Origin of the sequence: Micromonospora sp. AKA38, assembly GCF_027925725.1 — a bacterium.
Lineage (GTDB): Bacteria > Actinomycetota > Actinomycetes > Mycobacteriales > Micromonosporaceae > Micromonospora.
This window is the reverse complement of sequence record NZ_BNEI01000005.1, coordinates 1693379-1715718: the sequence shown is the minus strand read 5'-3', so window position 1 is coordinate 1715718 and position 22340 is coordinate 1693379. Positions and strand designations below refer to the sequence as shown.

The 22340-nt window shown below is 73.9% G+C and carries 20 protein-coding genes and 1 riboswitch; of the genes, 13 read left to right on the top strand and 7 right to left on the bottom strand.

The annotated features are described in order from the left end of the window. Window positions 1-4 precede the first annotated feature (4 nt). Complete coding sequence (locus TPA0908_RS24610; RefSeq protein WP_281941724.1) at window positions 5-1228, bottom strand: MFS transporter; 1224 nt, start codon at window positions 1226-1228, stop codon at window positions 5-7. Beyond that, entirely contained in the window at window positions 1225-2790 is a 1566-nt protein-coding gene (locus tag TPA0908_RS24605; RefSeq protein WP_281941722.1) for a class I adenylate-forming enzyme family protein, read from the bottom strand. Before TPA0908_RS24605 ends, TPA0908_RS24610 begins: the two co-directional genes overlap by 4 nt. A 314-nt stretch (window positions 2791-3104) precedes the next feature. Here TPA0908_RS24605 and TPA0908_RS24600 point away from each other — a divergent pair, with 314 nt between their 5' ends. From TPA0908_RS24600 to TPA0908_RS24575, 6 genes are all read left to right on the top strand, one after another. Then, window positions 3105-4388: an SGNH/GDSL hydrolase family protein gene (locus tag TPA0908_RS24600; protein WP_281942690.1), complete on the top strand. Its 1284-nt coding sequence runs from the start codon at window positions 3105-3107 to the stop codon at window positions 4386-4388. Between the two features lie 67 nt (window positions 4389-4455). Beyond that, the gene (locus TPA0908_RS24595) at window positions 4456-5679 is read left to right on the top strand and encodes a cytochrome P450 (RefSeq protein ID WP_281941721.1); all 1224 of its coding nucleotides are present in this window, start codon (window positions 4456-4458) and stop codon (window positions 5677-5679) included. Continuing rightward, complete coding sequence (locus TPA0908_RS24590; RefSeq protein ID WP_281941720.1) at window positions 5676-6650, top strand: alpha/beta hydrolase; 975 nt, start codon at window positions 5676-5678, stop codon at window positions 6648-6650. Before TPA0908_RS24595 ends, TPA0908_RS24590 begins: the two co-directional genes overlap by 4 nt. Before the next feature lie 16 nt (window positions 6651-6666). Further along, window positions 6667-7746 carry an alpha-hydroxy acid oxidase gene (locus TPA0908_RS24585; RefSeq protein ID WP_281942688.1) on the top strand — a complete coding sequence of 360 codons (1080 nt, stop codon included), beginning with the start codon at window positions 6667-6669 and terminating at the stop codon, window positions 7744-7746. A gap of 1 nt (window position 7747) precedes the next feature. Then, a complete protein-coding gene (locus TPA0908_RS24580; RefSeq protein ID WP_281941719.1) occupies window positions 7748-9061 on the top strand; it encodes an aminotransferase-like domain-containing protein in 1314 nt (437 codons plus the stop codon). 69 nt (window positions 9062-9130) lie between these two features. Next, window positions 9131-9382: a hypothetical protein gene (locus tag TPA0908_RS24575; protein ID WP_107160278.1), complete on the top strand. Its 252-nt coding sequence runs from the start codon at window positions 9131-9133 to the stop codon at window positions 9380-9382. A gap of 95 nt (window positions 9383-9477) precedes the next feature. On the opposite strand, the gene TPA0908_RS24570 is transcribed toward TPA0908_RS24575, so the two are convergent. The 3 genes from TPA0908_RS24570 to TPA0908_RS24560 form a co-directional block, all read right to left on the bottom strand. Further along, a complete protein-coding gene (locus TPA0908_RS24570; RefSeq protein WP_281941718.1) occupies window positions 9478-10914 on the bottom strand; it encodes a glycine hydroxymethyltransferase in 1437 nt (478 codons plus the stop codon). 18 nt (window positions 10915-10932) lie between these two features. Then, a riboswitch (ZMP/ZTP riboswitch) is annotated at window positions 10933-11022 on the bottom strand. 111 nt (window positions 11023-11133) lie between these two features. Beyond that, window positions 11134-11451: a hypothetical protein gene (locus tag TPA0908_RS24565; protein ID WP_281941715.1), complete on the bottom strand. Its 318-nt coding sequence runs from the start codon at window positions 11449-11451 to the stop codon at window positions 11134-11136. A gap of 98 nt (window positions 11452-11549) precedes the next feature. After that, window positions 11550-13034 carry a S8 family peptidase gene (locus TPA0908_RS24560; protein WP_281941714.1) on the bottom strand — a complete coding sequence of 495 codons (1485 nt, stop codon included), beginning with the start codon at window positions 13032-13034 and terminating at the stop codon, window positions 11550-11552. A 442-nt stretch (window positions 13035-13476) separates the two neighbouring features. Here TPA0908_RS24560 and TPA0908_RS24555 point away from each other — a divergent pair, with 442 nt between their 5' ends. Continuing rightward, window positions 13477-13806: a hypothetical protein gene (locus tag TPA0908_RS24555; RefSeq protein ID WP_281941712.1), complete on the top strand. Its 330-nt coding sequence runs from the start codon at window positions 13477-13479 to the stop codon at window positions 13804-13806. 43 nt (window positions 13807-13849) lie between these two features. Next, entirely contained in the window at window positions 13850-14824 is a 975-nt protein-coding gene (locus TPA0908_RS24550) for a DNA polymerase domain-containing protein (protein ID WP_281941710.1), read from the top strand. A 4-nt stretch (window positions 14825-14828) separates the two neighbouring features. On the opposite strand, the gene TPA0908_RS24545 is transcribed toward TPA0908_RS24550, so the two are convergent. Further along, the gene (locus tag TPA0908_RS24545) at window positions 14829-15335 is read right to left on the bottom strand and encodes an Lrp/AsnC family transcriptional regulator (protein ID WP_281941708.1); all 507 of its coding nucleotides are present in this window, start codon (window positions 15333-15335) and stop codon (window positions 14829-14831) included. A 72-nt stretch (window positions 15336-15407) separates the two neighbouring features. On the opposite strand from TPA0908_RS24545, the gene pdhA reads away from it, so the two are divergent. From pdhA to TPA0908_RS24525, 4 genes are all read left to right on the top strand, one after another. Then, entirely contained in the window at window positions 15408-16613 is a 1206-nt protein-coding gene (pdhA, locus tag TPA0908_RS24540) for a pyruvate dehydrogenase (acetyl-transferring) E1 component subunit alpha (RefSeq protein WP_281942685.1), read from the top strand. After that, a complete protein-coding gene (locus TPA0908_RS24535; protein WP_281941706.1) occupies window positions 16613-17617 on the top strand; it encodes an alpha-ketoacid dehydrogenase subunit beta in 1005 nt (334 codons plus the stop codon). Before pdhA ends, TPA0908_RS24535 begins: the two co-directional genes overlap by 1 nt. Before the next feature lie 110 nt (window positions 17618-17727). Further along, window positions 17728-19179, top strand: a complete 1452-nt coding sequence (locus tag TPA0908_RS24530; protein ID WP_281942683.1) for a dihydrolipoamide acetyltransferase family protein — start codon at window positions 17728-17730, stop codon at window positions 19177-19179. A gap of 220 nt (window positions 19180-19399) precedes the next feature. Next, window positions 19400-20671 carry a L,D-transpeptidase gene (locus tag TPA0908_RS24525; protein WP_281941705.1) on the top strand — a complete coding sequence of 424 codons (1272 nt, stop codon included), beginning with the start codon at window positions 19400-19402 and terminating at the stop codon, window positions 20669-20671. A 59-nt stretch (window positions 20672-20730) separates the two neighbouring features. Here TPA0908_RS24525 and TPA0908_RS24520 read toward each other — a convergent pair whose 3' ends face one another. Beyond that, window positions 20731-21750, bottom strand: coding sequence for an SMP-30/gluconolactonase/LRE family protein (locus tag TPA0908_RS24520; RefSeq protein WP_281941704.1), 1020 nt, complete (start codon window positions 21748-21750; stop codon window positions 20731-20733). A 235-nt stretch (window positions 21751-21985) separates the two neighbouring features. On the opposite strand from TPA0908_RS24520, the gene TPA0908_RS24515 reads away from it, so the two are divergent. Then, window positions 21986-22339 (top strand): anti-sigma factor antagonist, encoded by a 354-nt coding sequence (locus TPA0908_RS24515; protein ID WP_281941702.1) that lies wholly within the window; start codon window positions 21986-21988, stop codon window positions 22337-22339. Window position 22340 lies beyond the last annotated feature (1 nt).

The following is a 22340-nucleotide window of genomic DNA, read 5'->3' as shown; positions in this document are numbered from 1 at the left end:
CCGGTCAGGCCGGGGTGGGGGCGACCGGCTCCGGCGCCGGCCGGCCGGCGCCGGAGCGGAGGAACAGCAGCGGCGCCACGGTGAACACCAGGCAGGCCACCGACATCACCAGCAACGCCGGACCCAGATCGAACAGCGCCACCGACCAGCCGCCGAGCAGCGCGCCCACCGGCAGGCCGAGGAACGCCACCGAGCCGGAGATGCCCAGCACCCGGGTCTGCAACGCCGCCGGTACCCGTTGATAGAGCGCGGCGCCGAGCAGCGGGTTCACCGCCGCGATCCCGATCCCGGACAGGAACGTCACCACCAGCACCACCACCAGGTCGTCGCTGAGCGCCAGCGCCAGCAGCCGGGGCGCGCCGCTGAGCGCCAACCCGAGCGCGAACACCGCCTGGCCGGGCAGCCGCGCGCCGACCAGCGTGAACAGCAGGTTGCCCAGCAACGCGCCGGCCGAGAAGACGCCCAGCAGCAGCCCGAACCCGGCCGGGTCGCCGAGCACCTGGCTGACCCAGAGCGGGATCCAGACCGCGACGCTGGCGTTGGCGAACATGTTGGACGCGGAGACCACGATCAGCATGACCAGCAGCGTCCGGTCGGTACGCAGGTACGCGAAGCCGCCGCGCAGCGCCCGCAGGTACGGCTCCCGGGGCGCCGGCTGCGTCGGCGCGGGCGGCCGGACCAGCACCCCGATCAGCAGCGCGCAGACCGCGAACGTGGCCGCGTCGATCCAGATCGCCGGCGTCAGCCCCACCCAGTCGATGAGCAGCCCACCCAGCACCGCGCCGAACAGCGTCATGCCCCGCGCCAGCCCGTCGTAGGCGGAGGTGAGCCGGATCAGCGGCACCCCGGCCCGCTCGGCGGCCGGCTTGAACAGCACGTGCTTCACCCGGTCGCCGATGCCACGCAGCCCGCCGGCGATCGCCACCAGCACCAGCAGCGTGCCGAAGCCGAGCCAGGGCGCGAGCGCCACCACCGCCATCGCGACCGCGCTGGCCGAATCCACGAAGATCGAGGTACGGCGGACGCCGAACCGGTCCGCCCACGGCGTGGCCAGCGCGCTGGAGAGCATGTACGGCAGCGTCTCCGCGGCGGCCACCAGGCCCATCCGGGTCGGGCTGCCGGTGGTCTCCAGCACCAGCCAGGGAATGGCCACCACCGAGATCCGGGTGCCGAGGTTGGACAGCAGGTCGGCGCCGACCAGGGTGTACAACTCCCGGCGCGGGTTCACGCCGGACTGCCGATCGGGTCCGCGCCGGCCGGGTGCTCCTGTGCGTACCGGGCCCGCAGCGCCCGTTTGTCGACCTTCGCGGACCGGTTCAGCGGCAGCGCGTCGACGAACTCCACCGCGCCGGGCGCCCAGGTCTCGCTGAGTTCCCGGACGACCAGCGCGATCAGGTCGTCGCCGGTGACCGACGCGCCCGCCGCCGGCACCACGTACGCGTGCGGCAGCTCCCCGGCCACCGGGTCCGGCACCCCGATCACCGCGGCGGCCCTTACCTCGGGGTGGCCGGCGAGCACGTCCTCGATCGGGCGGGAGTAGATCGGCCAGCTCCGCTGCCGGGTGAGGATCCGGTCCTGCAACCGGTCGACCAGGTAGAGGAAACCGTCGTCGTCGAGGTGCCCGATGTCGCGGGTGCGCACCCAGCCGTCGACGAGCGTCTCGGCGGTCAGCTCCGGCTGGCCGTGGTAGCCGGCGAAGCTCAGCTTCGTCCGGGCCCACACCTCGCCGTCGACGCCGGCCGGCAGCACCCGCCCGTCGGCGTCGCGGATCTCGACGGTCACGTCCCCGTACGGCCGGCCGCAGGAGCGCAGCCGCTCCGGGTGCTCCGGATCGTCGGTGAGCCCGGGCAGCGCGCAGATCACCACCGCCTCGCTGAGCCCGTAGACGATGCGCAGGCACGGGCCGAACCGGGTGATCGCCTGGCGCAGCCGGGCCGGCGCGGCGGGCCCGGCGCCCACGTTGAACATGACCATCGCGGAGAAGTCGGCGCCCGGCAGGTCGGGATGGTCGAGCACCTCGTAGAGCATCGGCGGGGTGACGAACGTGGAGGTCAGCCGCTCGGCGTCCACGGTCGCGATGAACGCCGCCGGGTCCCACCGCTCGCGCAGGAACAGCACCCCGCCGGTGAACAGGTTGACAAGCGTGGTGATCTGGCCGCTGGCCAGCCACATCGGGGAGTGCGACAGGTGCCGCAGCAGCGGGATCCCGGCGGACCGGATGCCGGCGGCGAGCACCAGCACCTGCCGGTAGAAGCTCTCCCGGTGGTGCACCAGCTTCGGCGTGCCGGTGGTGCCGCTGGTCTGGAGGAACGACTCCGGCGCCGGCCCGGGGGCCGGCAGGTCGGTCGAGTCGTCGCCGTCGCCGCCCGCGGTGAGGTCGGGCCCGGCGCCGCCGGGGCCGAGACACAGCACCGGTACGCCGACCAGGCCGGCCGCGACCTGCCCGGACTCCGGATCGCGGGGATCGTGCACGAACACCTCCGGCGCGGCCAGCGCGACGAACTCGTCGATCTCGCGGCGGGAGGTGACCGGGGCGACCCACATGGCCCGGCAGCCGAGCAGGTGCAACGCGAGGTGCAGCAGTGGGCCCTCGACCGTGTTGCCGAGCATCACCAGCACCGCCGCGCCGGGGCGTACGCCGTGCCGGCGCAGCGCGGTGGCCAGGCCGCGCACCTCGGCGGCGACCTGCCGGTAGGTGAGCCGGCGGTCACCGCCGACCAGCGCCTCCCGGTCGCCGAACCCGGCGAACAGCTCCAGCGCCTCGTGCACGTAGTTCGGCCGGTCGGTCATCGGGCAGCCCCCATCGTTGTCCGCGAGCGGCGCCCGGCCCAGGTCAGGGCCGGTACTCGGACGGCGGGTGCCGGGTCGGCGACCGCACCGCCGCCGGTTCCGAGCCTAGGCAGCGGCGGTCCACGGCGGACAGAGCCGAACGTCGGGGCCCGGCATCCCGCGGGCATTTGATCATGTCGATCAGGTTGATTGACGCTCGTCACCAGCGGCGGCTAGTTTCCGGTCCATCGCCCGGGCAGGTGGCGCCGACCGCGCCGCGCCCGGGGTTGGGCGAACATGGAGGATCGATGCCGACCCCGAAGAGATGGCACGTCATAGCTTCTGCCGCAACGCTGCTGATCGCCGGCACCCCGGCGGTCACCGCGAGCGCCGGCCCCACCGACACCGACCGCGCCGGGCACGGGCGCGCCGAGTGGGCGGGAAGCTGGGCCGCCGCGGTGACCCGCGGGAACACCGTGGGGCTGACCAACACCGGCCTCAACGACCAGAGCATCCGGATGACGGTGCAGACCACGGTGGGCGGTCCGCGCCTGCGGGTCCGCCTCACCAACCTCTACGGCGAGCAGGCCGTCAAGGTCGGGCACGCCACGGTCGCCCGGCCGAACACCGCCACCGCCGACGACCTGTCCGACGTCGACCCGGCCAGCGTCCGGGAACTGACGTTCTCCGGCGGCACGTCGGCCACCATCAACAAGGGCGCCGAACTGCTCAGCGACCCGCTGGCCTACCCGGTGGCCGAGCAGGAGGACCTGGTGGTCACCCTGTACTTCCCGGTGCTCACCGGACCGGTCACGTTCCACGGCCAGTCCCGGGTCACCAACTTCATCGGCGCCACGGACCTGACCACCGCGGCCGGCGGCGCCGGCTTCACCATCAAGCCGAACTGCTGCTGGATGTTCCTCTCCGGCATCGACGTGGAGCGCAAGGTCGCGCCGGGCTCGGTGGTGGTGCTCGGCGACTCCATCGGCGACGGCAACGGCAGCACGGTCAACGCCGACAAGCGCTGGCCGGACCTGCTCGCCGCGCGGCTGATCGACGCCCGCCCGGAGGTCCGTACGCCGGGCGTGCTCAACCTCAGCCTGGCCGGCAACCGGCTCAACCACGAGGGCCCGGAGCCCGGTGCGGGCGGCTTCCCCGGCTACTACGAGCTGGGCCCGAACGCGCTGGCCCGACTGAACGAGGACGTGTTCCCGCAGACCGGTGTCCGGACCGTCATCACCCACCTGGGCATCAACGACATCTGGATGAACGGCGACAGCGCCGAGGCGATCATCGCCTCGCTGCGCCAGCTCAACCAGCAGGTCAAGGCGCGCGGGCTGACCAGCCTGGTCGGCACCATCACGCCGTACGAGGGCAACGGCGGGCCGGGCGTGTGGACCGAGGAGAAGGACGCCACCCGCAACGCCGTCAACGCCTGGCTGCGCGGGGCCGGCCGGGCCGAGTTCGACGGCGTGCTCGACTTCGACGCCGTGCTGCGCGACCCGGCGCAGCCCAGCCGGCTGCTGCCGGCGTACGACGCCGGGGACCACATCCACCCGAACGACGCGGGCGCGCAGGCGATGGCGAACGCCGTCCCGCTGCGGCTGCTCGGGCTGTGACACCGGGCGGGGGCGGCGTCGACACGGCGGCCGCCCCCGCCGCCTTTTCCTGGGGAGGAAGAACGCCGTGGACGTCAGCGAGATCCTGACCGGCCTGTACAGCGAGCAGGGCCGGCAGAACCCCTATCCCTACTACGCGGCCCTGCACGCGCACGGGCCGATCAACGCCGTTCCCACCCGCGCCGAGCACAGCACCGTCACCGCCGTCGCCGGCGGCTACGACGTGGTGGACCGGATCCTGCGCGATCCGGAGTGGTACAAGGGCTTCCCGCCCGGCTGGGAGGAGCAGGAGATCCTGCGGACGTTCCTCACCTCGATGATGTTCGTCAACCCGCCGGACCACACCCGGATGCGCGCGGTGTTCGCCAAGACGTTCACCCCGCGCCGGCTGGGCGCGCTGGAGCCGGTGGTGGTGCGGATCGTCACCGAACGCCTGGACGCGATGGCCGAGGCCGGCGCGGACGGCACCGAGGTGGACTTCGTCGCCGACTTCGCGTACCCGGTCCCGGCGCTGGTGATGGCCGAGTTCATCGGCCTGCCCGCCGCCGATCTGGCCTGGTACCGGCAGCGGGTCGACTGGATCGACGAGTACATGGACGTCGCCGGCAAGACGCCGGAGCGGCTGACCCGGGCCAACCAGGCCGCCGAGGAGCTGCGGGCCTACTACCGCGACCTGATCGCCCACCGCCGCCGGGCCCCCGGCGAGGACCTGATCAGCGGGCTGGTCGAGGTGCTCGACGCGGGCGGTGTCGACCTCACCGAGGACGAGCTGATCAGCAACCTGATCGTGCTGTTCAACGCCAGCTTCGTCACCACCGTCTACATGTTCAGCAACGGCCTGCCGCTGCTGCTCGACCATCCGGAGGTGACCGCCGCGCTGCCCGGTGACGACGCGCTCGCCCGTGGCTGCGTGGACGAGGTGCTGCGGATGGAGAGCCCGGTGCACTTCCTGGCCCGTTCCGCGCCGGCCGACGCCGACCTGGACGGCGTGTCGGTGGCCCGCGACGACAACGTGCTGCTGCTGATCGCCGCCGCGAACCGGGACCCGGCCCGCTTCCCCGACCCGGACCGCTTCGACCCGCACCGGGACGGCCCACCGTCGCTGGCCTTCGGCGTCGGACTGCACTTCTGCCTGGGCTCGGCGGTGTCGAAACTGGAGGGCCGGATCGCGCTGCCCCGGTTGTTCGCCCGTTTCCCCCGACTCGCGGTCACCCAGCCGTACACCTACAGCGGCAGCCTCTTCCTGCGCGGCATCGACAAGCTCTTCGTCACCACCGGGGAGGCCGGATGACGCTCGATCCGCAGGTGGTCGCGTGGCGGGCCGCCCGGGCGACGGCGGGCGCCGTGCCGCTCTACACCCAGACCCTCGCCGAGGCCCGCGCCGCCGACCTCGCCGCGATCCGCGCCGGCGGCGGCGCGGTCGAGCCGGTCGCCGAGGTACGCGACAGCCAGGTGCCCGGCCCGGCCGGGCCGCTCCCGGTGCGGGTGCACCGGCCGGCCGGCGACAGTCCGCTGCCCACGCTGGTGTGGTTCTTCGGCGGTGGCTGGACGCTCGGCAGCGTGGACACCGCCGACGGGATCTGCCGGCGGCTGGTCAACCTCGTCGGCTGTCAGACCGTGACGGTCGGCTACCGGCTCGCCCCCGAGCATCCGTTCCCGGCCGCGGTCCAGGACTGCCACGCCGCGCTGCGCCACCTGGCCACGCACCCCGACGAGTTCCGGATCGACGCGGGCCGGCTGGCGGTCGGCGGGGACAGCGCCGGCGGCAACCTGGCCGCCGCGGTGACGCTGCTGGCCCGTGCCGACGGTGGGCCCCGGCTTGCCGCCCAGGTGCTGGTCTACCCGAACACCGACCAGCGCCCCGGCCGTCGCCCGGCCGACGACGAGGACCCGCTGCTGTTCAACCGGCACTCGGTGGACTGGTACCGCGGCCACTACCTCGCCGACCCGGCGGACGCGTCCCATCCGCTGGCCTCGCCGCTGCTCGCCGAGGACCTGTCCGGCCTGCCGCCGGCGCTCGTCGTCACCGCCGGGCACGATCCGCTGCGCGCCGAGGGCGAGCGGTACGCCGAGCGGCTGGGCGGGGCCGGCGTGCCGACCGAGACGGCCGACTACCCGGGCATGATCCACGGCTTCTTCGCCATGCCCGGCGTGTTCGACGCCGGCCGCGACGCCCAGGACCGGGTGGCCGCGTTCCTGCGGGCACACCTCGGCCTCGATCCGGCGTCGGCCGGGGCCTCGGTCGGGACCGACCGTGGCTGACCCCGCCTCGGCCTTCATGCCGCCGGCCGGCCTGGCCGACTTCGCCGGGCTGGCCCGGGCGGTGCTCCCGGCCGACGTGTGGGACTTCGTCGACGGCGGCAGCGGCACGGAGACCGCGCTGGCCGCCAACCGGGCCGCGCTGGACCGGGTGGCCCTGCTGCCCCGGATGCTGGCCGGTGTGGACACCCCGAGCACCGAGGCGACGCTGCCCGGGGGCCGGGCCGCGCTGCCGGTGGCGGTCGCGCCGATGGCGTACCAGCGGTTGCTGCACGCCGACGGTGAGCCGGCGCTCGCGGCGGCGGCCGGCGCGGCGGGCGTGCCCTACGTGGCCAGCACGCTGTCCAGCACGCCGATCGAGGAGATCGCCGCGGCCGGCGGAACGGTGTGGTTCCAGCTCTACTGGCTGCGCGACCGGGGCCTGGTGGCGGAGCTGCTGGACCGGGCGCTGGGCGCGGGCTGCGCGGCGGTGATGCTCACCGTGGACGTGCCGGTGCTCGGCCGGCGCCTGCGCGACGTGCGCAACGGCTTCACGCTGCCGGCGCACGTCACCGCCGCCAACCTGCCCGGCGGCCGGGACGACCTGGCCCACCAGGGCACGCCCGGCGTCTCGGCGGTGGCGGTGCACACCGGCGCGGTCTTCGCCCCGGCGGTGAGCTGGGCGGACCTGGCCTGGCTGCGCGCGCGTACCCCGGTGCCGTTGCTGGTCAAGGGCATCCTGGACGCGCGCGACGCGGTCCGCGCGGCGGACGCCGGCGTGGACGCGGTGGTGGTCTCCAACCACGGCGGCCGGCAGCTCGACGCCGCCCCGGCCAGCGCGAGCGTGCTGCCGGAGGTGGTCGACGCGGTGGGGGAGCGGTGCGCGGTGCTGCTGGACAGCGGCATCCGCGGCGGCGTCGACGTGCTGCGCGCGCTCGCGCTCGGCGCGGCCGGCGTGCTGGTCGGCCGGCCGCTGCTCTGGGCGCTCGCGGCCGGCGGCCGGGCCGGCGCCGAGGCCGCCCTGGCGCTGCTCGCCGCCGAGCTGCGGGACGCGCTCATCCTCAGCGGCTGCCCCGACCCGGCCTCGGCCCGGCGGCTGCGCACCCGGATCGGAGCCTGACGTGGAACCGGTGGACCTGACCGTCGAGGCGCTGCACGGCAGCGTCGGCGACCCGGCGTTGAACTCGATGAACTTTCTCAACGAGGTGGCGCAGCACTATCCCGACGCGGTGTCGCTGGCCGCCGGTCGGCCGTACGAGGAGTTCTTCGACTCGGCGCTGCTGCCCAACCACCTGGACCGGTTCCGCGCGCACCTCGCCGACGACCTGGGGCTGAGCCCGGCCCAGGTGGACCGGACGCTGTTGCAGTACGGCCGGACCAAAGGCATCGTGCACCACCTCGTCGCCCGCCACCTCGCCGTCGACGAGGGGCTCACAGTCGACCCGGAGACGATCGTGGTGACGGTCGGCTGCCAGGAGGCGATGTTCCTGGTGCTGCGCGCGTTGCGGGCCGACCCGGCCGACGTGCTGTTCGCGGTGACGCCCACGTACGTCGGGCTGACCGGCGCGGCCCGCCTGGTCGACCTGCCGGTGCGTCCGGTGGCCGGCGGCCCGGACGGCGTCGACCTGGCCGACCTGCGGGCCGGGTTGCGCCGGGCCCGCGCCGAGGGGTTGCGCCCGCGCGCCTGCTACGTGATGCCGGACTTCGCGAACCCGTCCGGGATCAGCATGGACACCGCCCAGCGCCGCCGGCTGCTCGACCTGGCCGCCGAGGAGGAGCTGCTGCTGATCGAGGACAACCCGTACGGCCTGTTCCCGGCCGCCGGCGTGGACCGCCGCCCCACGCTCAAGGCGCTGGACACCGCGCGTCGGGTGGTCTATCTCGGCTCCTTCGCCAAGACGGTGCTGCCCGGCGCGCGGGTCGGCTACGTGGTCGCCGACCAGCGGGTGGGCGGCGCGGACGGCACCGTCGGCCCGCTCGCCGACCAGCTCGCCAAGATCAAGAGCATGGTCACGGTGAACACGTCCCCGATCAGCCAGGCGGTGATCGGCGGCGCGCTGCTGGCGCACGACTGTTCACTTGTCGCCGCGAACGTCCGGGAGCGGGCCGCGTACGGCCGCAACCTGCGTCACCTGGTCGACGGCCTGGCCCGCCGCTTCCCGGCCGGCGGGCCGGTGGGCTGGACCGTGCCGGCCGGCGGTTTCTTCGTGGTGGTCACCGTGCCGTTCCCGGTCGACGACGCGCTGCTGCACCGCTCGGCCCGGGAGTACGGCGTGCTCTGGACCCCGATGGCGCACTTCTACGACGCCGGCACGCCGGTGAACGCGTTGCGGCTGTCGGTGAGCGCGGTCACCCCGGCGCAGATCGACGTGGGCCTGGACCGGCTCGCGGCGCTGGTCGCGGACACCACGGCCGCGGTGGGCGCGCCGGCCTGACGCCGCAGGGTCGTGGTTCCGGCACCACCCGTGTTCCCCGGCGACCCGGTGTCCGTTGATAATGGACGGATGGTTGCCTGGGAGTACGCGTTGCTGGTCCGCCGCTATCAGGGGCAGGGCCGGAATTTCCACGTCTCGTTCGTCTGGTACGGCCCGGACGGGTCCCGCACCGACGTGACCGCGTACGGCGACACCGCGGTCGCGCACCTCAACCGCGTCGGCCGGGAGGGCTGGGAGCTGGTCACCGCCGCCGAGGACGTGAACAACGTGCAGGGCAGCACCGAGGTCCACCGCTACCACCTCAAACGCCCCCTGCGCTGACCCACCCCCCACCCCCTCGTTGATCAAGGAGTTTGCGTCGGTTCCGGCGTGCCGGCTGACGCAAACTCCTTGATCGACTTCGATGGCGGGCGGGCTCAGGTCAGGTTCACCTCGGGGTAGAGGGGGAACGGGGTGAGCAGGTCGGCGGCCTGCTTGCCGACCTGCTCGGCCACCGCCGGGTCCAGGACGTACTTCGCCTTGGACGGGGCGCCGTCGGGGCCGGTGCCGGGGCTGGTGCGGTCGAGCACGGTGTGCATCAGCTCGGCGGTCGCGTCCATCTCGGCGGCGCCGAGCCCCCGGGTGGTCAGCGCCGGCGTGCCGATCCGGATGCCTGAGGTGTACCACGCGCCGTTCGGGTCCTGCGGCACCGCGTTGCGGTTCGTCACGATGCCGGAGTCCAGCAGCGCCTGCTCGGCCTGCCGGCCGGTCAGGCCGTAGCCGGACACGTCGATGAGCACCAGGTGGTTGTCGGTGCCGCCGGTGACCAGCGTCGCGCCCCGGCGCAGCAACCCGTCGGCGAGCGCCTGCGCGTTGTCCACGATCCGCTGCGCGTAGTCGGCGAAGTCGGCGCGCCGCGCCTCGGCCAGCGCCACCGCCTTGGCGGCCATCACGTGCGGCAGCGGACCGCCGAGCACCATCGGGCAGCCCCGGTCGACCTGGTCGGCCAGCTCCGGGCCGCAGAGCACCATGCCGCCGCGCGGGCCGCGCAGCGACTTGTGCGTGGTGGTGGTGACGATGTGCGCGTGCGGCACCGGGTCGAAGTCGCCGGTGAAGACCTTGCCGGCGACCAGACCGGCGAAGTGCGCCATGTCGACCATGAACGTCGCGCCGACGGAGTCGGCGATCTCCCGCATGATCCGGAAGTTGACCTTCCGGGGATACGCGGAGTAGCCGGCGACCAGGATCAGCGGCCGGAACTCCCGGGCCGCCTCGGCCACCCTGTCGTAGTCGATCAGACCGGTGGCCGGGTCGGTGCCGTAGCTGCGCTGGTCGAACATCTTGCCGGAGATGTTCGGCCGGAACCCGTGGGTGAGGTGGCCGCCGGCATCGAGCGACATGCCGAGCATCCGCTGGTCGCCCAACTCCCGGCGCAGCGCGAACCAGTCCTCCTCGGTCAGGTCGTTGACGTGGCGCTTCTGCGCCTTCTTCAGCGCGGGGGACTCGACCCGGTCGGCCAGGATCGCCCAGAAGGCGACCAGGTTGGCGTCGATGCCGGAGTGCGGCTGCACGTACGCGTGGGTGGCCCCGAACAGCTCCCGGGCGTGCTCGGCGGCGAGCGCCTCGACGGTGTCGACGTTCTGGCAGCCGGCGTAGAAGCGACGACCGACGGTGCCCTCGGCGTACTTGTCGCTGAACCAGTTGCCCATCGCCAGCAGCGTCGCGGGGGAGGCGTAGTTCTCGCTGGCGATCAACTTCAGCGACTCGCGCTGGTCGGCCAACTCCGCCCCGATGGCGTCCGCCACCCGCGGCTCGACGGCGCGGATCACCTCCAGCGCGCTGCGGAAGGCGGTGGACTCGGCGTTGTGCGACATGCGACCTCCTGGTGACGTGCGGAAGGCCCAGGCGCTCGGCATGCGTCCTCATGACGAGGCCGCTCCCCGATGGTGCTCCATCTCCACGCGCCAGTCACGGCCCGGGTCGATCCTAGCGGTCGACCCCGGACCGGACCTGCGGGCCCGGCCGGCCCGGGTCCAAGGGCGGGCCCCTTCTTAACGCCTCGCGTCGAGAAGGGGCCCCTTCTCACCTGCGCGTCAGGCGTCCACGGCGTCGCGCGCCTTCTTCAGCGGCTTCGGGGCGGTCGGCGTCTTCGGCGCCGTCGGCCGCAGGTCCAGCATGCGCTGGCCGATCTCCTGGAGCTGGTTCCGGCCGAGCGCCTCGCGCACCTTCGGGAACCACTCCTGCTCCTCCTCGACGTGGTGCAGCACGTTCTCCATCAGCACCGTCGTCCTGGCCACGAACCGCTCGTCGTCGGCGTTCATGGCGTGCAGTTCGAGGCAGAGCACGTCCGCCATCACCTCGTTCTCCGGGTAGGTGTGCACCGTCAGCGCCTCGAGGATCTGCGTGACCACCTTCCCGCGCCGGCTCGCCGGCCCGTCCTCGGCGTCCGACCAGGACAAACGGACCGGGCCCGGCAATCACGCCGGGCCCGGTCCGTGGTTGCGGTCGGTTACTTCACCACGGTGTACGCGTCGACGACGCCGGCGCCGTAGAACCCGTTACGCGCCCCACCGGAGCAGGTCGCGTCGTACGCGTTCGGGCCCGTCGGGATCAGCGGGACCGGGTTGTAGACGCCCGCCGGGCAGGGCTTGGCGGTCGCCGTGCGCTCCAGGAACGACGACAGCTGGCCCGGGGTCATGCCCGGGTGCGCCGACAGCGCCAGCGCCGCGACACCGGTGGCGTGCGGGCCGGACATCGACGTGCCCTGCTTGTAGCCCCACCCGTTGGTGCGGGTGACGGTGTTGAAGGTGGTCGACAGGATGCCGTCGGTCGACGTGGAACGCGCGCCCTGGGTCCGGAACCGGGTGTCGCCGCCCGGCGCCGTCACGTCGATCACGCCCTGCCCGTACGAGGAGTAGTAGCTCTTCGCGCCGGTCGGGCCCACCGCGGCCACGGTCACCACGCCGGGCGCCTCGGCCGGCAGGTCGAGGCAGGCGTTGGTCAGGTTCTCGCGCTCCTCCGGCGTCCCGTTGTTCGGGCTGCCGGTGTCGGTGATCTTGTGGGCGAGGTCGTAGTTCGAGTTGCCGGCGGACGCCACGTTGAGCACGCCCTTGGACTGCGAGTAGCGGATCGCCCGCTGCACGGCCTGCCACACCGGGCGCTGCCGCGCGTCGTTACGGCAGTTCAGCTCCCACGGGTCGATGTAGTAGCTGTTGTTGGTCAGCCGCATCCCGTGGTCGGCGGCCCAGAGGAACCCGCACACCGCGGCCTCCGGGAAGATGTAGCCGTCGTCGTTGACCACCTTGACGGCGGCCACCTTGACCCCCGGCGCGACGCCGGTGACACCGACCCCGTTGATCGCCGCGGCGATGGTGCCGGCCACGTGGGTGCCGTGGTCGCTGTTGGTCGGGTTCCAGGCCGCCTCGGTGGTGTCGGTGACGCCGCCGACGCAGGACGTGCTCTTGTCCTTGGCGATCTGGGTCGCCAGGTCCGGGTGGGTGCTGGAGATGCCGCTGTCCAGGACGCCGACGACGACGTCCGGGCGGCCGGTGGTCACCGCGTGGGCCTGCGGGACGTGGATCATGTCCATGTCCCACTGCTGGCCGTAGAGCGGCTCCTTGGTGGGGTCGCCGGTGGCGTCGGCGGCCTGCGCCGCCGAGACCTCGACGGTCTCGCCCTCGTCGAGGGCGGTGCCCAGGCCGGCGGTGGAGGCGACCGACTCGACGCCCGCGCCGGCCACCCGGGCGGCGAAGTCCGGGTTGGTCGAGCGGGCGACGAGCACGCCGATCTGGTCGTAGGCGGCCACCACGGTGCCGTCGGCGGCGGCCACCCGGGCGGCGGCCTTGCCGGTGGTGGCGCCCTGCGGGGCGAGGACCAGGTACGACGTCTCCGGTCCGGCGGCTGCCGCCGGCGCCAGGCCGCCGGTGACGGCGAGGCCGGCGCCGAGCGTCACGGCGGACGCGGCGGCCAGTGTCTTGCGACGAAGGTTGTTCACACGTACTCCCAGGGGGCCGATCCGGTGGAGGACGCGCAGACTGCACGCCCTTCACCGGCTCAGCGCGCGAGCGTGGTGTGGTGTTACACACACCCTCGTCGTCGCGTGTCGGCCGTCAGACCGTGGCGAGCGGTCGATCAGTTCGGCGCCGGACGTCGCGGCCGCGGTGGCCGCGACGTTCGCGGTGCTCTCACCGTGCCGGACGATCCAGAGCGCTGCCAACTCCGCCATGCGGCTCCCCGTACCCGACGCCCGGCGCGGGTGACCGCGCCGGCGCTCCGTCGAGCGGAAGTGCCGGACGGTGCCCGGTGCCTGGCCCGCCGCCCAGTAGCCGGTGGACTGTGCCGCAGGCCGCCACCCGCCAGCCGGACGGGGCAGCGCGGTGCGCATCGATCCGGCAAGATGTCGGCCGGGTCGGGCGGCCCGGCCGGGGGAGGTGCGCATGTCGACGGTGGTTCAGGGGCTGCGGGAGGCCCTTGTGCTCTTCGTGGTCGCGGTGGTGGCGATCACGGTGGCGGTGGGCGTCTGGGTGGCGCTCAGCGGCGGCGACTTCGTGCACCGGGTCGGCGTGGCGTTCATGCTGGTCGGGGCCGTGATCGGGATGACCGGTGACCTGACGCTGAGCCGGATCGGCATGCTGCCGGCCCGGTCCACGTTCGGGCTGGCGCCGGAGCGGGAGGACGGCGGCGGCGGCCGGGTGCTCACCGGCGTCGGCATCTTCCTGTTCGTCTCGGTGCCGCTGATCGTGGTCGGAATCCTGCTGATCACCTGACGGATGCCCGCGCGCCGGCGGTCGGTGCCCTACGGTGGGTGGGATGGCGACCACGGCGGCCGAGGAGATCCGGGTGGGGGAGCGGCTGGTCCGCGTCTCCAGCCCGGACAAGCCCTACTTTCCCGAGCGCGGGCTGACCAAGCTGGACGTGGTGCGCTATTTCCTCTCCGTCGGCGACGGCGTCCTGCGCGCGCTGCGGGACCGGCCCACCATGCTGGAACGCTGGCCGCGCGGCGTGTTCGAGGGCGCGACGATCGCCACCCGGCAGACCAACCGGGGCGACGCGTTCTACCAGAAGCGGCTGCCGGCCGGGGCACCTGACTGGGTGCGTACCGCGCACATCACGTTCCCCAGCGGACGGACCGCCGACGAGGTGGCGCCCAGCGAACTGGCGGTGGTGATCTGGGCGGCGAACCTGGGCACGCTGCGGTTCCACCCGTGGCCGGTGTCGACGGCCGACGTGGAGCACCCCGACCAACTGCGCATCGACCTGGATCCGATGCCGGGCGTGGAGTTCGCCCAGGTGGTGCCGGTGGCCCACGAGGTGCGTGCGTTCCTCGCCGAGCTGGGCCTGGAGGGGTACCCGAAGACCACCGGCGGCCGAGGCCTGCACGTCTACCTGTCGGTCGAGCCGCGGTGGAGCTTCGGCGAGTGCAGGCGGGCGGTGCTGGCGCTCGGCCGGGAGATGCAACGCCGGCGACCGGACCTGGTCACCACCACCTGGTGGCGGGACCAGCGTGACCGGCCGGTCTTCGTCGACTACAACCAGATGGCCCGCGACCACACCATGACGTCGGCGTATTCTATCCGGCCCACGCCCCGGGCGCTGGTGTCGGCGCCGCTGGACTGGGCCGAGCTGGACGACGCCCGGCCGGAGGACTTCGACGTGCTCAGCATGCCGGCCCGCTTCGCCGACCGCGGTGACCCGCACGCCGGCCTGGACGGTCGGCGACACTCGTTGGCGCCGCTGCTGGAGCTGGCCGACCGCGAGGGCCTGGAGTCGCCGCCGGAGCGGTGAGCCGTCAGGCCCAGGGGCTCAGTGTCCCGTCGAACTCCTCGAAGACCAGCCAGGTGCGGGTGGAGAGCACCCCGGCGATGCTCTGCACCCGGTCCAGCACCACGTCGCGCAGCGTGGCGTTGTCCGGCGCGCGGACCAGCGCCAGCACGTCGTGCTCGCCGCTGAGCAGCGCCGCGTGCTCGATGTAGCGCACCTGGGCCAGCTCGGCGGAGACCTCCCGCCAGGTGTTCTGCTCGATCGTCAGCGCGATGTACGCCGAGGTGCCCAGCCCGGCCGGCTCCGGCGCGACCCGCGCGGTGAAGCCGGCCAGCACGCCGTCGCGCAGCAGCCGCTCCACCCGGGCGTACGCGTTGGTGCGCGAGACGTGCACGCGGTCGGCGAGCGTCCGGATGGAGAGCCGGGCGTCCGCGACCAGTTCGCGCAGGATCCGCCGGTCGACCTCGTCGAGCGGGCCGGCCGAACGTCCCGTTCCGCCCGTCGCGCCCGCTGTGGTGCCGGTCTCCTGGCTCACTTCGCTCACCCTCCCGTGCCATTCGTCCCGCGTTCAGCGCGGATGTTGAGTCAATCATCCATGGGCAGGAGCATAGGTCCACCACACGTCCAGGAGGTCCCCGCCGTGACGACCACACCCCAGGCGGTCCGCAGGGCATCCCCGCGCACCCGCCGGCCGGCCACCCCGGCCGTCCCCGACCCGTCGGCCGGCCTGCTGCCGCAGCCCGAGCCGGTTCGGCTGCTCGACCCGGACGGCACCCCGCTGCCGCCCCGCGACGACTATCCGGAACCGCCGGTCGAGACGCTGCGCGAGATGTACCGGCGGATGGTCGTCGGCCGCCGCTTCGACACCCAGGCCACCGCGCTGACCAAGCAGGGGCGACTCGCCGTCTACCCGTCCGCCCGTGGCCAGGAGGCCTGCCAGGTCGGCGGCGTGCTCGCGCTGCGCGACTCAGACTGGGTCTTCCCCACCTACCGGGAGTCGATGGCGCTGACCGCGCGTGGCCTCGACCCGGTCGAGGTGCTCACCCTGCTGCGCGGCGACTGGCACTGCGGCTACGACCCGGCCGTCACCCGCACCGCGCCGCAGTGCACGCCGCTGGCCACCCAGTGCGTGCACGCCGCCGGTCTCGCCTACGGCGAGTCGTACCAGGGCCGGGACACCGTGGCGCTGACGTTCATCGGCGACGGCGCCACCAGCGAGGGCGACTTCCACGAGGGGATCAACTTCGCGGCCGTGTTCAAGGCCCCGGTCGTCTTCCTGGTGCAGAACAACAAGTACGCGATCAGCGTGCCGTTGTCCCGGCAGACCGCCGCGCCGAGCCTGGCGTACAAGGGAGTCGGCTACGGCGTGCCCAGCGAGCAGGTCGACGGCAACGACCCGGTGGCCGTGCTGGCGGTGCTGAACCGGGCCGTCGCGCACGCCCGCGCCGGCAGGGGCCCGTACCTGATCGAGGCGCACACCTACCGGATGGAGCCGCACACCAACGCCGACGACCAGACCCGCTACCGGGACGCCGACGAGGTCGAGGCGTGGCGTGACCGCGACCCGATCGCCCGGCTGGAGGCGTACCTGCGGGCCCGGGGCGTGCTCGACGACGCCGCGGTCGCGGCGGTCGCCGAGGAGGCCGAGGCGTACGCCGCCACGCTGCGCCGCCGGATGGACGAGCAGCCGACGGTGGACCCGCTCAGCCTCTTCGAGCACGTCTACGCCGAGCCCACGCCGCAGCTCGTCGAGCAGCGGGAACTGGTCCGGGCCGAGCTGGCCGCGGCCCGCGACGAGGAGGGGGACGCCTGATGGCCACCGTGACCATGGCGAAGGCGCTCAACGCCGCGCTCGCCGACGCGCTGCTCGACGACGAGCGGGTGCTCGTCTTCGGCGAGGACGTCGGCCAGCTCGGCGGCGTCTTCCGGATCACCGACGGGTTGCAGGCCCGCTTCGGCGACAAGCGGTGCTTCGACACCCCGCTCGCCGAGGCCGGCATCGTCGGTTTCGCGGTCGGCCTGGCCATGTCCGGGCTGCGGCCGGTGGTCGAGATGCAGTTCGACGCGTTCGCGTACCCGGCGTTCGAGCAGATCGCCTCGCACGTGGCGAAGCTGCGCAACCGCACCCGTGGCGCGCTCAGCGTGCCGATCGTCATCCGGGTCCCGTACGCCGGCGGCATCGGCGGCGTGGAGCACCACTGCGACTCGTCCGAGGCGTACTACGCGCACACCCCCGGCCTGAAGGTGGTCACCCCGGCCACCGTCGACGACGCGTACTCGCTGTTGCGCGCCGCGATCGACGATCCGGACCCGGTGGTGTTCCTGGAGCCGAAGAAGCTCTACTTCTCCAGCGGCGAGGCGGAGCTGCCGGCGCGTACCGCGCCGATCGGCACCGCCGTGGTGCGCCGGCCGGGCACCGACGCGACGCTCGTCGCGTACGGGCCGGCGGTGCCGGTGGCGCTGGCCGCCGCCGAGGCGGCCCGCGAGGAGGGCTGGGACCTGGAGGTGGTCGACGTGCGCAGCATCGTGCCGTTCGACGACGCCACGGTGACCGCGTCGGTGCGCCGTACCGGCCGCTGCGTGGTGATCCAGGAGGCGCAGGGCTTCGCCGGGGTGGGCGCCGAGATCGCCGCCCGGGTGCAGGAGCGCTGCTTCCACGCGTTGCACGCGCCGGTGCTGCGGGTGTCCGGGCTGGACATCCCCTACCCGGCGCCGATGCTGGAGCACACCCACCTGCCCTCGGTGGACCGGGTGCTGGACACCGTGGCCCGGTTGCAGTGGGACGACCAGCCCGACACCCGGTGGGCAGCCGCATGAGCGAACGCACCGAGCGGAGCGAGGGCCGTGAGGGCATGCCCGGTCGGCTCGGCATGAGCGAACGCACCGAGCGGAGCGAGGGCCGTGAGGGCATGCCCGGCAAGCACGGCATGAGCGAACGCACCGCCGTGGGGACCCGTGACTTCCTCCTGCCCGACCTGGGTGAGGGGCTCAGCGAGGCGGAGATCGTCGAGTGGCGGGTCGCGGTCGGCGACGTGGTCACCGTGGACCAGAGCGTGGTCGAGGTGGAGACCGCCAAGGCCGTCGTCGACGTGCCCTGCCCGTACGCCGGCCGGGTCGTCGCGCTGCACGGCGTGGCGGGTGAGGTCCGCCCGGTCGGCCAGCCGCTGATCACCATCGCGCCGCTCGACGGCGGCGACGCCCCCGACCCGCACGCCACCTACCGCGAGGAGGAGCGGGCCGGCTCCGGCAACGTCCTGATCGGGTACGGCACCGGGCACGGCGGTGCGGGCCGGCGGCGTCGCCGACCCCGCCTGGCGCTGGCCCCCGAACCCGGCGCACCCGCCCCGGCGGAGCCCGGTCCCGCGCTCGCGGCCGGCTCGCCGGCAGGGACCGACCCGCTGACGGTGGCCGGCTCGTCGGTCCCGGCCGGCTCGACCGCGTCGCCGGACCGGACGCCCGATCCGGCGCGGACCGGTGACCCGGCGTCGGCGCCGCTTGTCATCTCGCCGATCGTGCGGCGGCTGGCCAGGGAGCAGGGGATCGATCTGGCGTCGGTGCGCGGCAGCGGGCCGGGCGGTGTGATCCGTCGGGCGGACGTGGAGACGGCGCTGGCCGCGCCGACCGCCCGGCTGGCGGCCGTGCCGGACGCGCCGGACGCGCACGTCGGGCTCGTTCCGGCCGGCGACGGCGACGTGGTCGTCCCGCTCACCGGCATCCGTAAGGCGATCGCCGACAAGCTCTCCCGCAGCCGCCGGGAGATCCCCGAGGTGACCATCTGGGTCGACGTGGACGCCACCGGGCTGCTGGAGACCCGGGCCGCGATCAACGCCGCCACCCCGGACGCGCCGGTGAGCATCCTGGCTCTGCTGGCCCGCGTCTGCCTGAGCGGCCTGCGGAGGTATCCGCAGCTCAACGCGCGCGTCGACACCGAGGGGCAGCGGATCGTGCAGTCCGCCGGCGTGCACCTGGGCATCGCCGCGCAGACCGACCGGGGCCTGGTCGTGCCGGTGCTGCGCGACGCCCAGCGGCTGACCACCGGCGAGCTGGCCGCCGCGCTGGCCGAGACCACGGCGGCGGCCCGCGCCGGCACGCTGCCCCCGGCCCGGCTGACCGGCGGGACGTTCACGCTCAACAACTACGGCGTGTTCGGGGTGGACGGCTCGACGCCGATCATCAACCATCCGGAGGCGGCGCTGCTCGGCGTCGGCCGGATCGTGGACAAGCCCTGGGTGGTCGACGGGCAGTTGGCGGTCCGGAAGGTGACCCAGCTCAGCCTCACCTTCGACCACCGGGTCTGCGACGGCGGCGTGGCCGGCGGGTTCCTGCGCCACGTGGCCGACTGTGTCGAACGCCCCGCCCTGCTGATCGCCAACGTCTGACCGCGACGGCCGCAGCCCTCGGACCGGGGGCTGCGGCCGTCCGCAGGGGAGCGCCACACCCGGGACGGGCGATACCGGTCGTCGGGCCCGCCGACTCCCGATCCGGCCGCCACCGACCCATTTCACGCAGCCGTTTCCGAGCAATTCCGCCGAAGGCGCCACACCGTGACGACGGGCCTACAGAATGTGGGCGAGGGGGTGCCGAAATGGGGGACGGAATATGTTTGTGAGGCGGCGACTGACGCTTTTCGCGATGACCGTCGCGGTCGCGCCACTCGCGGTCGGCGCGTGCACCGCCGGCCCGAAGTCGGTGGCGAAGCGGGCCGAGGCGGCCCCGCCGTCGGTCACGGTGACGCCGGCCGACCGGGCCCGCGACGTGCCGATCAGCGCGGAGGTGGGCACGAAGGCCAGCAACGGCAAGGTGACCGGCGTCAAGCTGACCGACGACAAGGGCCGCCCGGTGCCGGCCCAGGCGCGGGAGGACGGATCCGGTTGGGTGCCGGACCGCCCGCTGGCGAATTCCCGGACGTACACGGCCGAGGTGACCGTGAGCGGCGATTCCGGGAAGACCACGACGCGGAAGACGACGTTCACGACGATGGCCAAATCCACCAAACCGGCCGTCACCAGCGAATTGTATCTCCAGGACAAGCAGACGTACGGAACGGCGATGCCGGTCGTACTCGGTTTCGATCCGCCCATTCCGGAACAGGCGCGGGCGGACGTGCAGCGCCGGCTGTTCGTCAGGACGGACCCGCCGCAGCCGGGCACCTGGTCGTGGATGGCGGACGGCAAGCAGGCCGAGTACCGGGCGCCGGACCGCTGGAAGCCCGGCACCCGGATCAGCGTGCGCAGCGCGCTGGAGGGGTTGCCGATCGGGAAGGACGCGGTAGGTGACACCGACCGGGTGGCCACCGCCAGGGTGGGCCGGCAGGTGTCGCTCGACATCGACAACACCACCAAGCAGATGACCGTCTACCAGGACGGCAAGGTGCTCAGGAAGTTGCCGGTCAGCCTCGGCAAGCCGAGCACGCCGAGTTCCAGCGGCACCATGGTGATCATGGAGAAGCACGAGCACACCACGTTCGACACCCGCGGCGAGCCGGACGGCGGCTACGTGGTCGACGTGGACGACGCCCAGCGGCTGACCTGGGGCGGCGAGTTCATCCACTCGGCGCCGTGGTCGGAGGGGGAGCAGGGCTACAACAACACCTCGCACGGCTGCACCAACGTCTCCGCCGCCGGAGCGGACTGGCTGATGGGCGTCACGCAGGTCGGTGACCTGGTGACCGTCAAGGGCACCGAGGTGCAGCTCCAGCAGGGCAACGGCTTCACCGCCTGGAACGTGAGCTGGGACGAGTTCGCCAAGGGCAGCGCGCTGCCCGTACCGGCGGGGTTGAAGCCCACGCGGAGCCCGACGCCGCACCCGGGCGCGGTGGCCGGCGGGTCGTCGCCCGCGCCCACCCCGTCGGCGAGCAACAGCGGCGGCTGAACCGGGGGAGGAACGGCCACGGGCCGGCCCGCGTCCGCGCGGGCCGGCCCACGTCGACCTCAGTCCAGGTCGACGCGGGCCACGCCGGTCGCGGTCAGACTGCCCAGCCAGAGCTGCCGGCCGTGTTGCCGGACGCCGGTCACCATCGGGTACGCGCCGCCGGGGCCGTGCAGCGTCCGCAGCACCCGCCCGGCGCCGTCGACAAGCGCGACCAGCCCGTAACGGCGCGGCTGCGGCTGCACCGCCCCGGGCAGCAGCGCGACGAGCTGCCGGACCCGGGGGTGGGGCAGCAACCGTTCCATGATCGGCAGTCGGGGGCTGGGCAGCGCGATCCAGTACGTCCCGTCGCCGACGGCGGAGACATTGTCCGGGTACGCCGGCAGGTCGGTCAGCACGGTGGCCCGCCCGGTCGGCAACTCCACCCGCAGTAGCCGGTGGGTGGCGGTCTCGACCAGCATCAGCGCCGACTCGTCCGGGGTGAGCGCCAGCCCGTTGGGGAAGTAGAGCCCGTCGGCCACCACGTCGGTGCGTCCGGTGCGCCTGTCGTACGCCAGCACCCGCCCGTTGGGCCGGTGCTCCAGCAGGTCCCGCTTCCAGTGCGAGAGCGGGAAGCGGTCGGACGAGTCGGTGAAGAACACGGTGCCGTCCCGGGCGACCGCGGCGTTGTCGGCCAGATGCACCGGCGGCGCGGTGCCGGTCAGCTCGTGCACCGTCCCGGTCGGGTCGACCCGCAGCAGCCCCCGGTACGCGTCGCAGACCAGCAGCCCGCCGTCGACCGGGTCCAGCTCGATGCCGAGCGGCCGGCCACCGGTCTCGGCGAGCAGCGTCGGGCGGGTGCCGGCCGGCGCGTCGGCCGGCCACCACCAGAGCCGGCCGTTCTCGTCGCCGCTGACCGCCCGCCCCTCGGCGTCGATCACCACGTCCTCCGGGCCGTGGCCGCCCTCGGGCAGCGGCAGCAGGTCGGCCCGGTCCAGCCGGGTGTCGGTGGCGGCCCAGGCCCCGGCCAGCGGCGGCGGCACGGTGGCCGGCTCACGGACCGGGCGGATCAGCAGGGGGACGCGCGGGCGGGGAACGGCCATCGGCTCATTGTGACCCGGCCGACGCGGCGCGGGGGAGTCCGCCGCGGCGTGTCCGGTCCGCCGGTCCGCCGGTCCGCCCCACGGTGGTCGGGGGCGCTCCCCGCGGGCCGCGCGGCCGGGCCGGCGGGCGGCTGCGGGATGACCCTGAGACGGCTCGGGGTCGGCACCCGGGCGCAACCCGGAACCCCGGGGCCGAGCAGCGGAAACTGTCGGTGGGGGAGGGTAGGTTTGGGGCATGACAGACGACCGCTTCGAGGTGGCGACGGAGGTGCTCGACCACGTGGTCGAGCTGCGTCCGGTCGGCGAGATCGACATCGCCACCGTGGCGGCGTTCCGGGCCGCGTTGTGGGCCGCGCCGGCGCGGCCGGTGGTGCGGGTCGACCTGTCCGGCGTGCGGCTGCTCTCCGCCGCCGGGGTGCGCACGCTGGCCGCCGCGCACCTGCGGGTCCGGGCGCGCGGTGGCGAGCTGGTGCTCGTCGATCCCGCGCCGGTGGTCGCCCGGGTGCTGCGGGTGACCGGCCTGCACCGGGTCGTGCCGGTGCGTGAGTCGGGCCCCGCGCGGGCGCTGCTGACCTGCGCCGCGGCCTGAC

Bases quoted from the DNA above. Each gene is read 5' to 3' on its own strand.
- TPA0908_RS24605 (WP_281941722.1), bottom strand. From the start codon at position 2,790: ATGACCGACCGGCCGAACTACGTGCACGAGGCGCTGGAGCTGTTCGCC.
- TPA0908_RS24590 (WP_281941720.1), top strand. From the start codon at position 5,676: ATGACGCTCGATCCGCAGGTGGTCGCGTGGCGGGCCGCCCGGGCGACG.
- TPA0908_RS24585 (WP_281942688.1), top strand. From the start codon at position 6,667: ATGCCGCCGGCCGGCCTGGCCGACTTCGCCGGGCTGGCCCGGGCGGTG.
- TPA0908_RS24575 (WP_107160278.1), top strand. From the start codon at position 9,131: ATGGTTGCCTGGGAGTACGCGTTGCTGGTCCGCCGCTATCAGGGGCAG.
- TPA0908_RS24570 (WP_281941718.1), bottom strand. From the start codon at position 10,914: ATGTCGCACAACGCCGAGTCCACCGCCTTCCGCAGCGCGCTGGAGGTG.
- TPA0908_RS24555 (WP_281941712.1), top strand. From the start codon at position 13,477: ATGTCGACGGTGGTTCAGGGGCTGCGGGAGGCCCTTGTGCTCTTCGTG.
- TPA0908_RS24550 (WP_281941710.1), top strand. From the start codon at position 13,850: ATGGCGACCACGGCGGCCGAGGAGATCCGGGTGGGGGAGCGGCTGGTC.
- TPA0908_RS24535 (WP_281941706.1), top strand. From the start codon at position 16,613: ATGGCCACCGTGACCATGGCGAAGGCGCTCAACGCCGCGCTCGCCGAC.
- TPA0908_RS24530 (WP_281942683.1), top strand. From the start codon at position 17,728: ATGAGCGAACGCACCGCCGTGGGGACCCGTGACTTCCTCCTGCCCGAC.
- TPA0908_RS24525 (WP_281941705.1), top strand. From the start codon at position 19,400: ATGTTTGTGAGGCGGCGACTGACGCTTTTCGCGATGACCGTCGCGGTC.
- TPA0908_RS24520 (WP_281941704.1), bottom strand. From the start codon at position 21,750: ATGGCCGTTCCCCGCCCGCGCGTCCCCCTGCTGATCCGCCCGGTCCGT.
- TPA0908_RS24515 (WP_281941702.1), top strand. From the start codon at position 21,986: ATGACAGACGACCGCTTCGAGGTGGCGACGGAGGTGCTCGACCACGTG.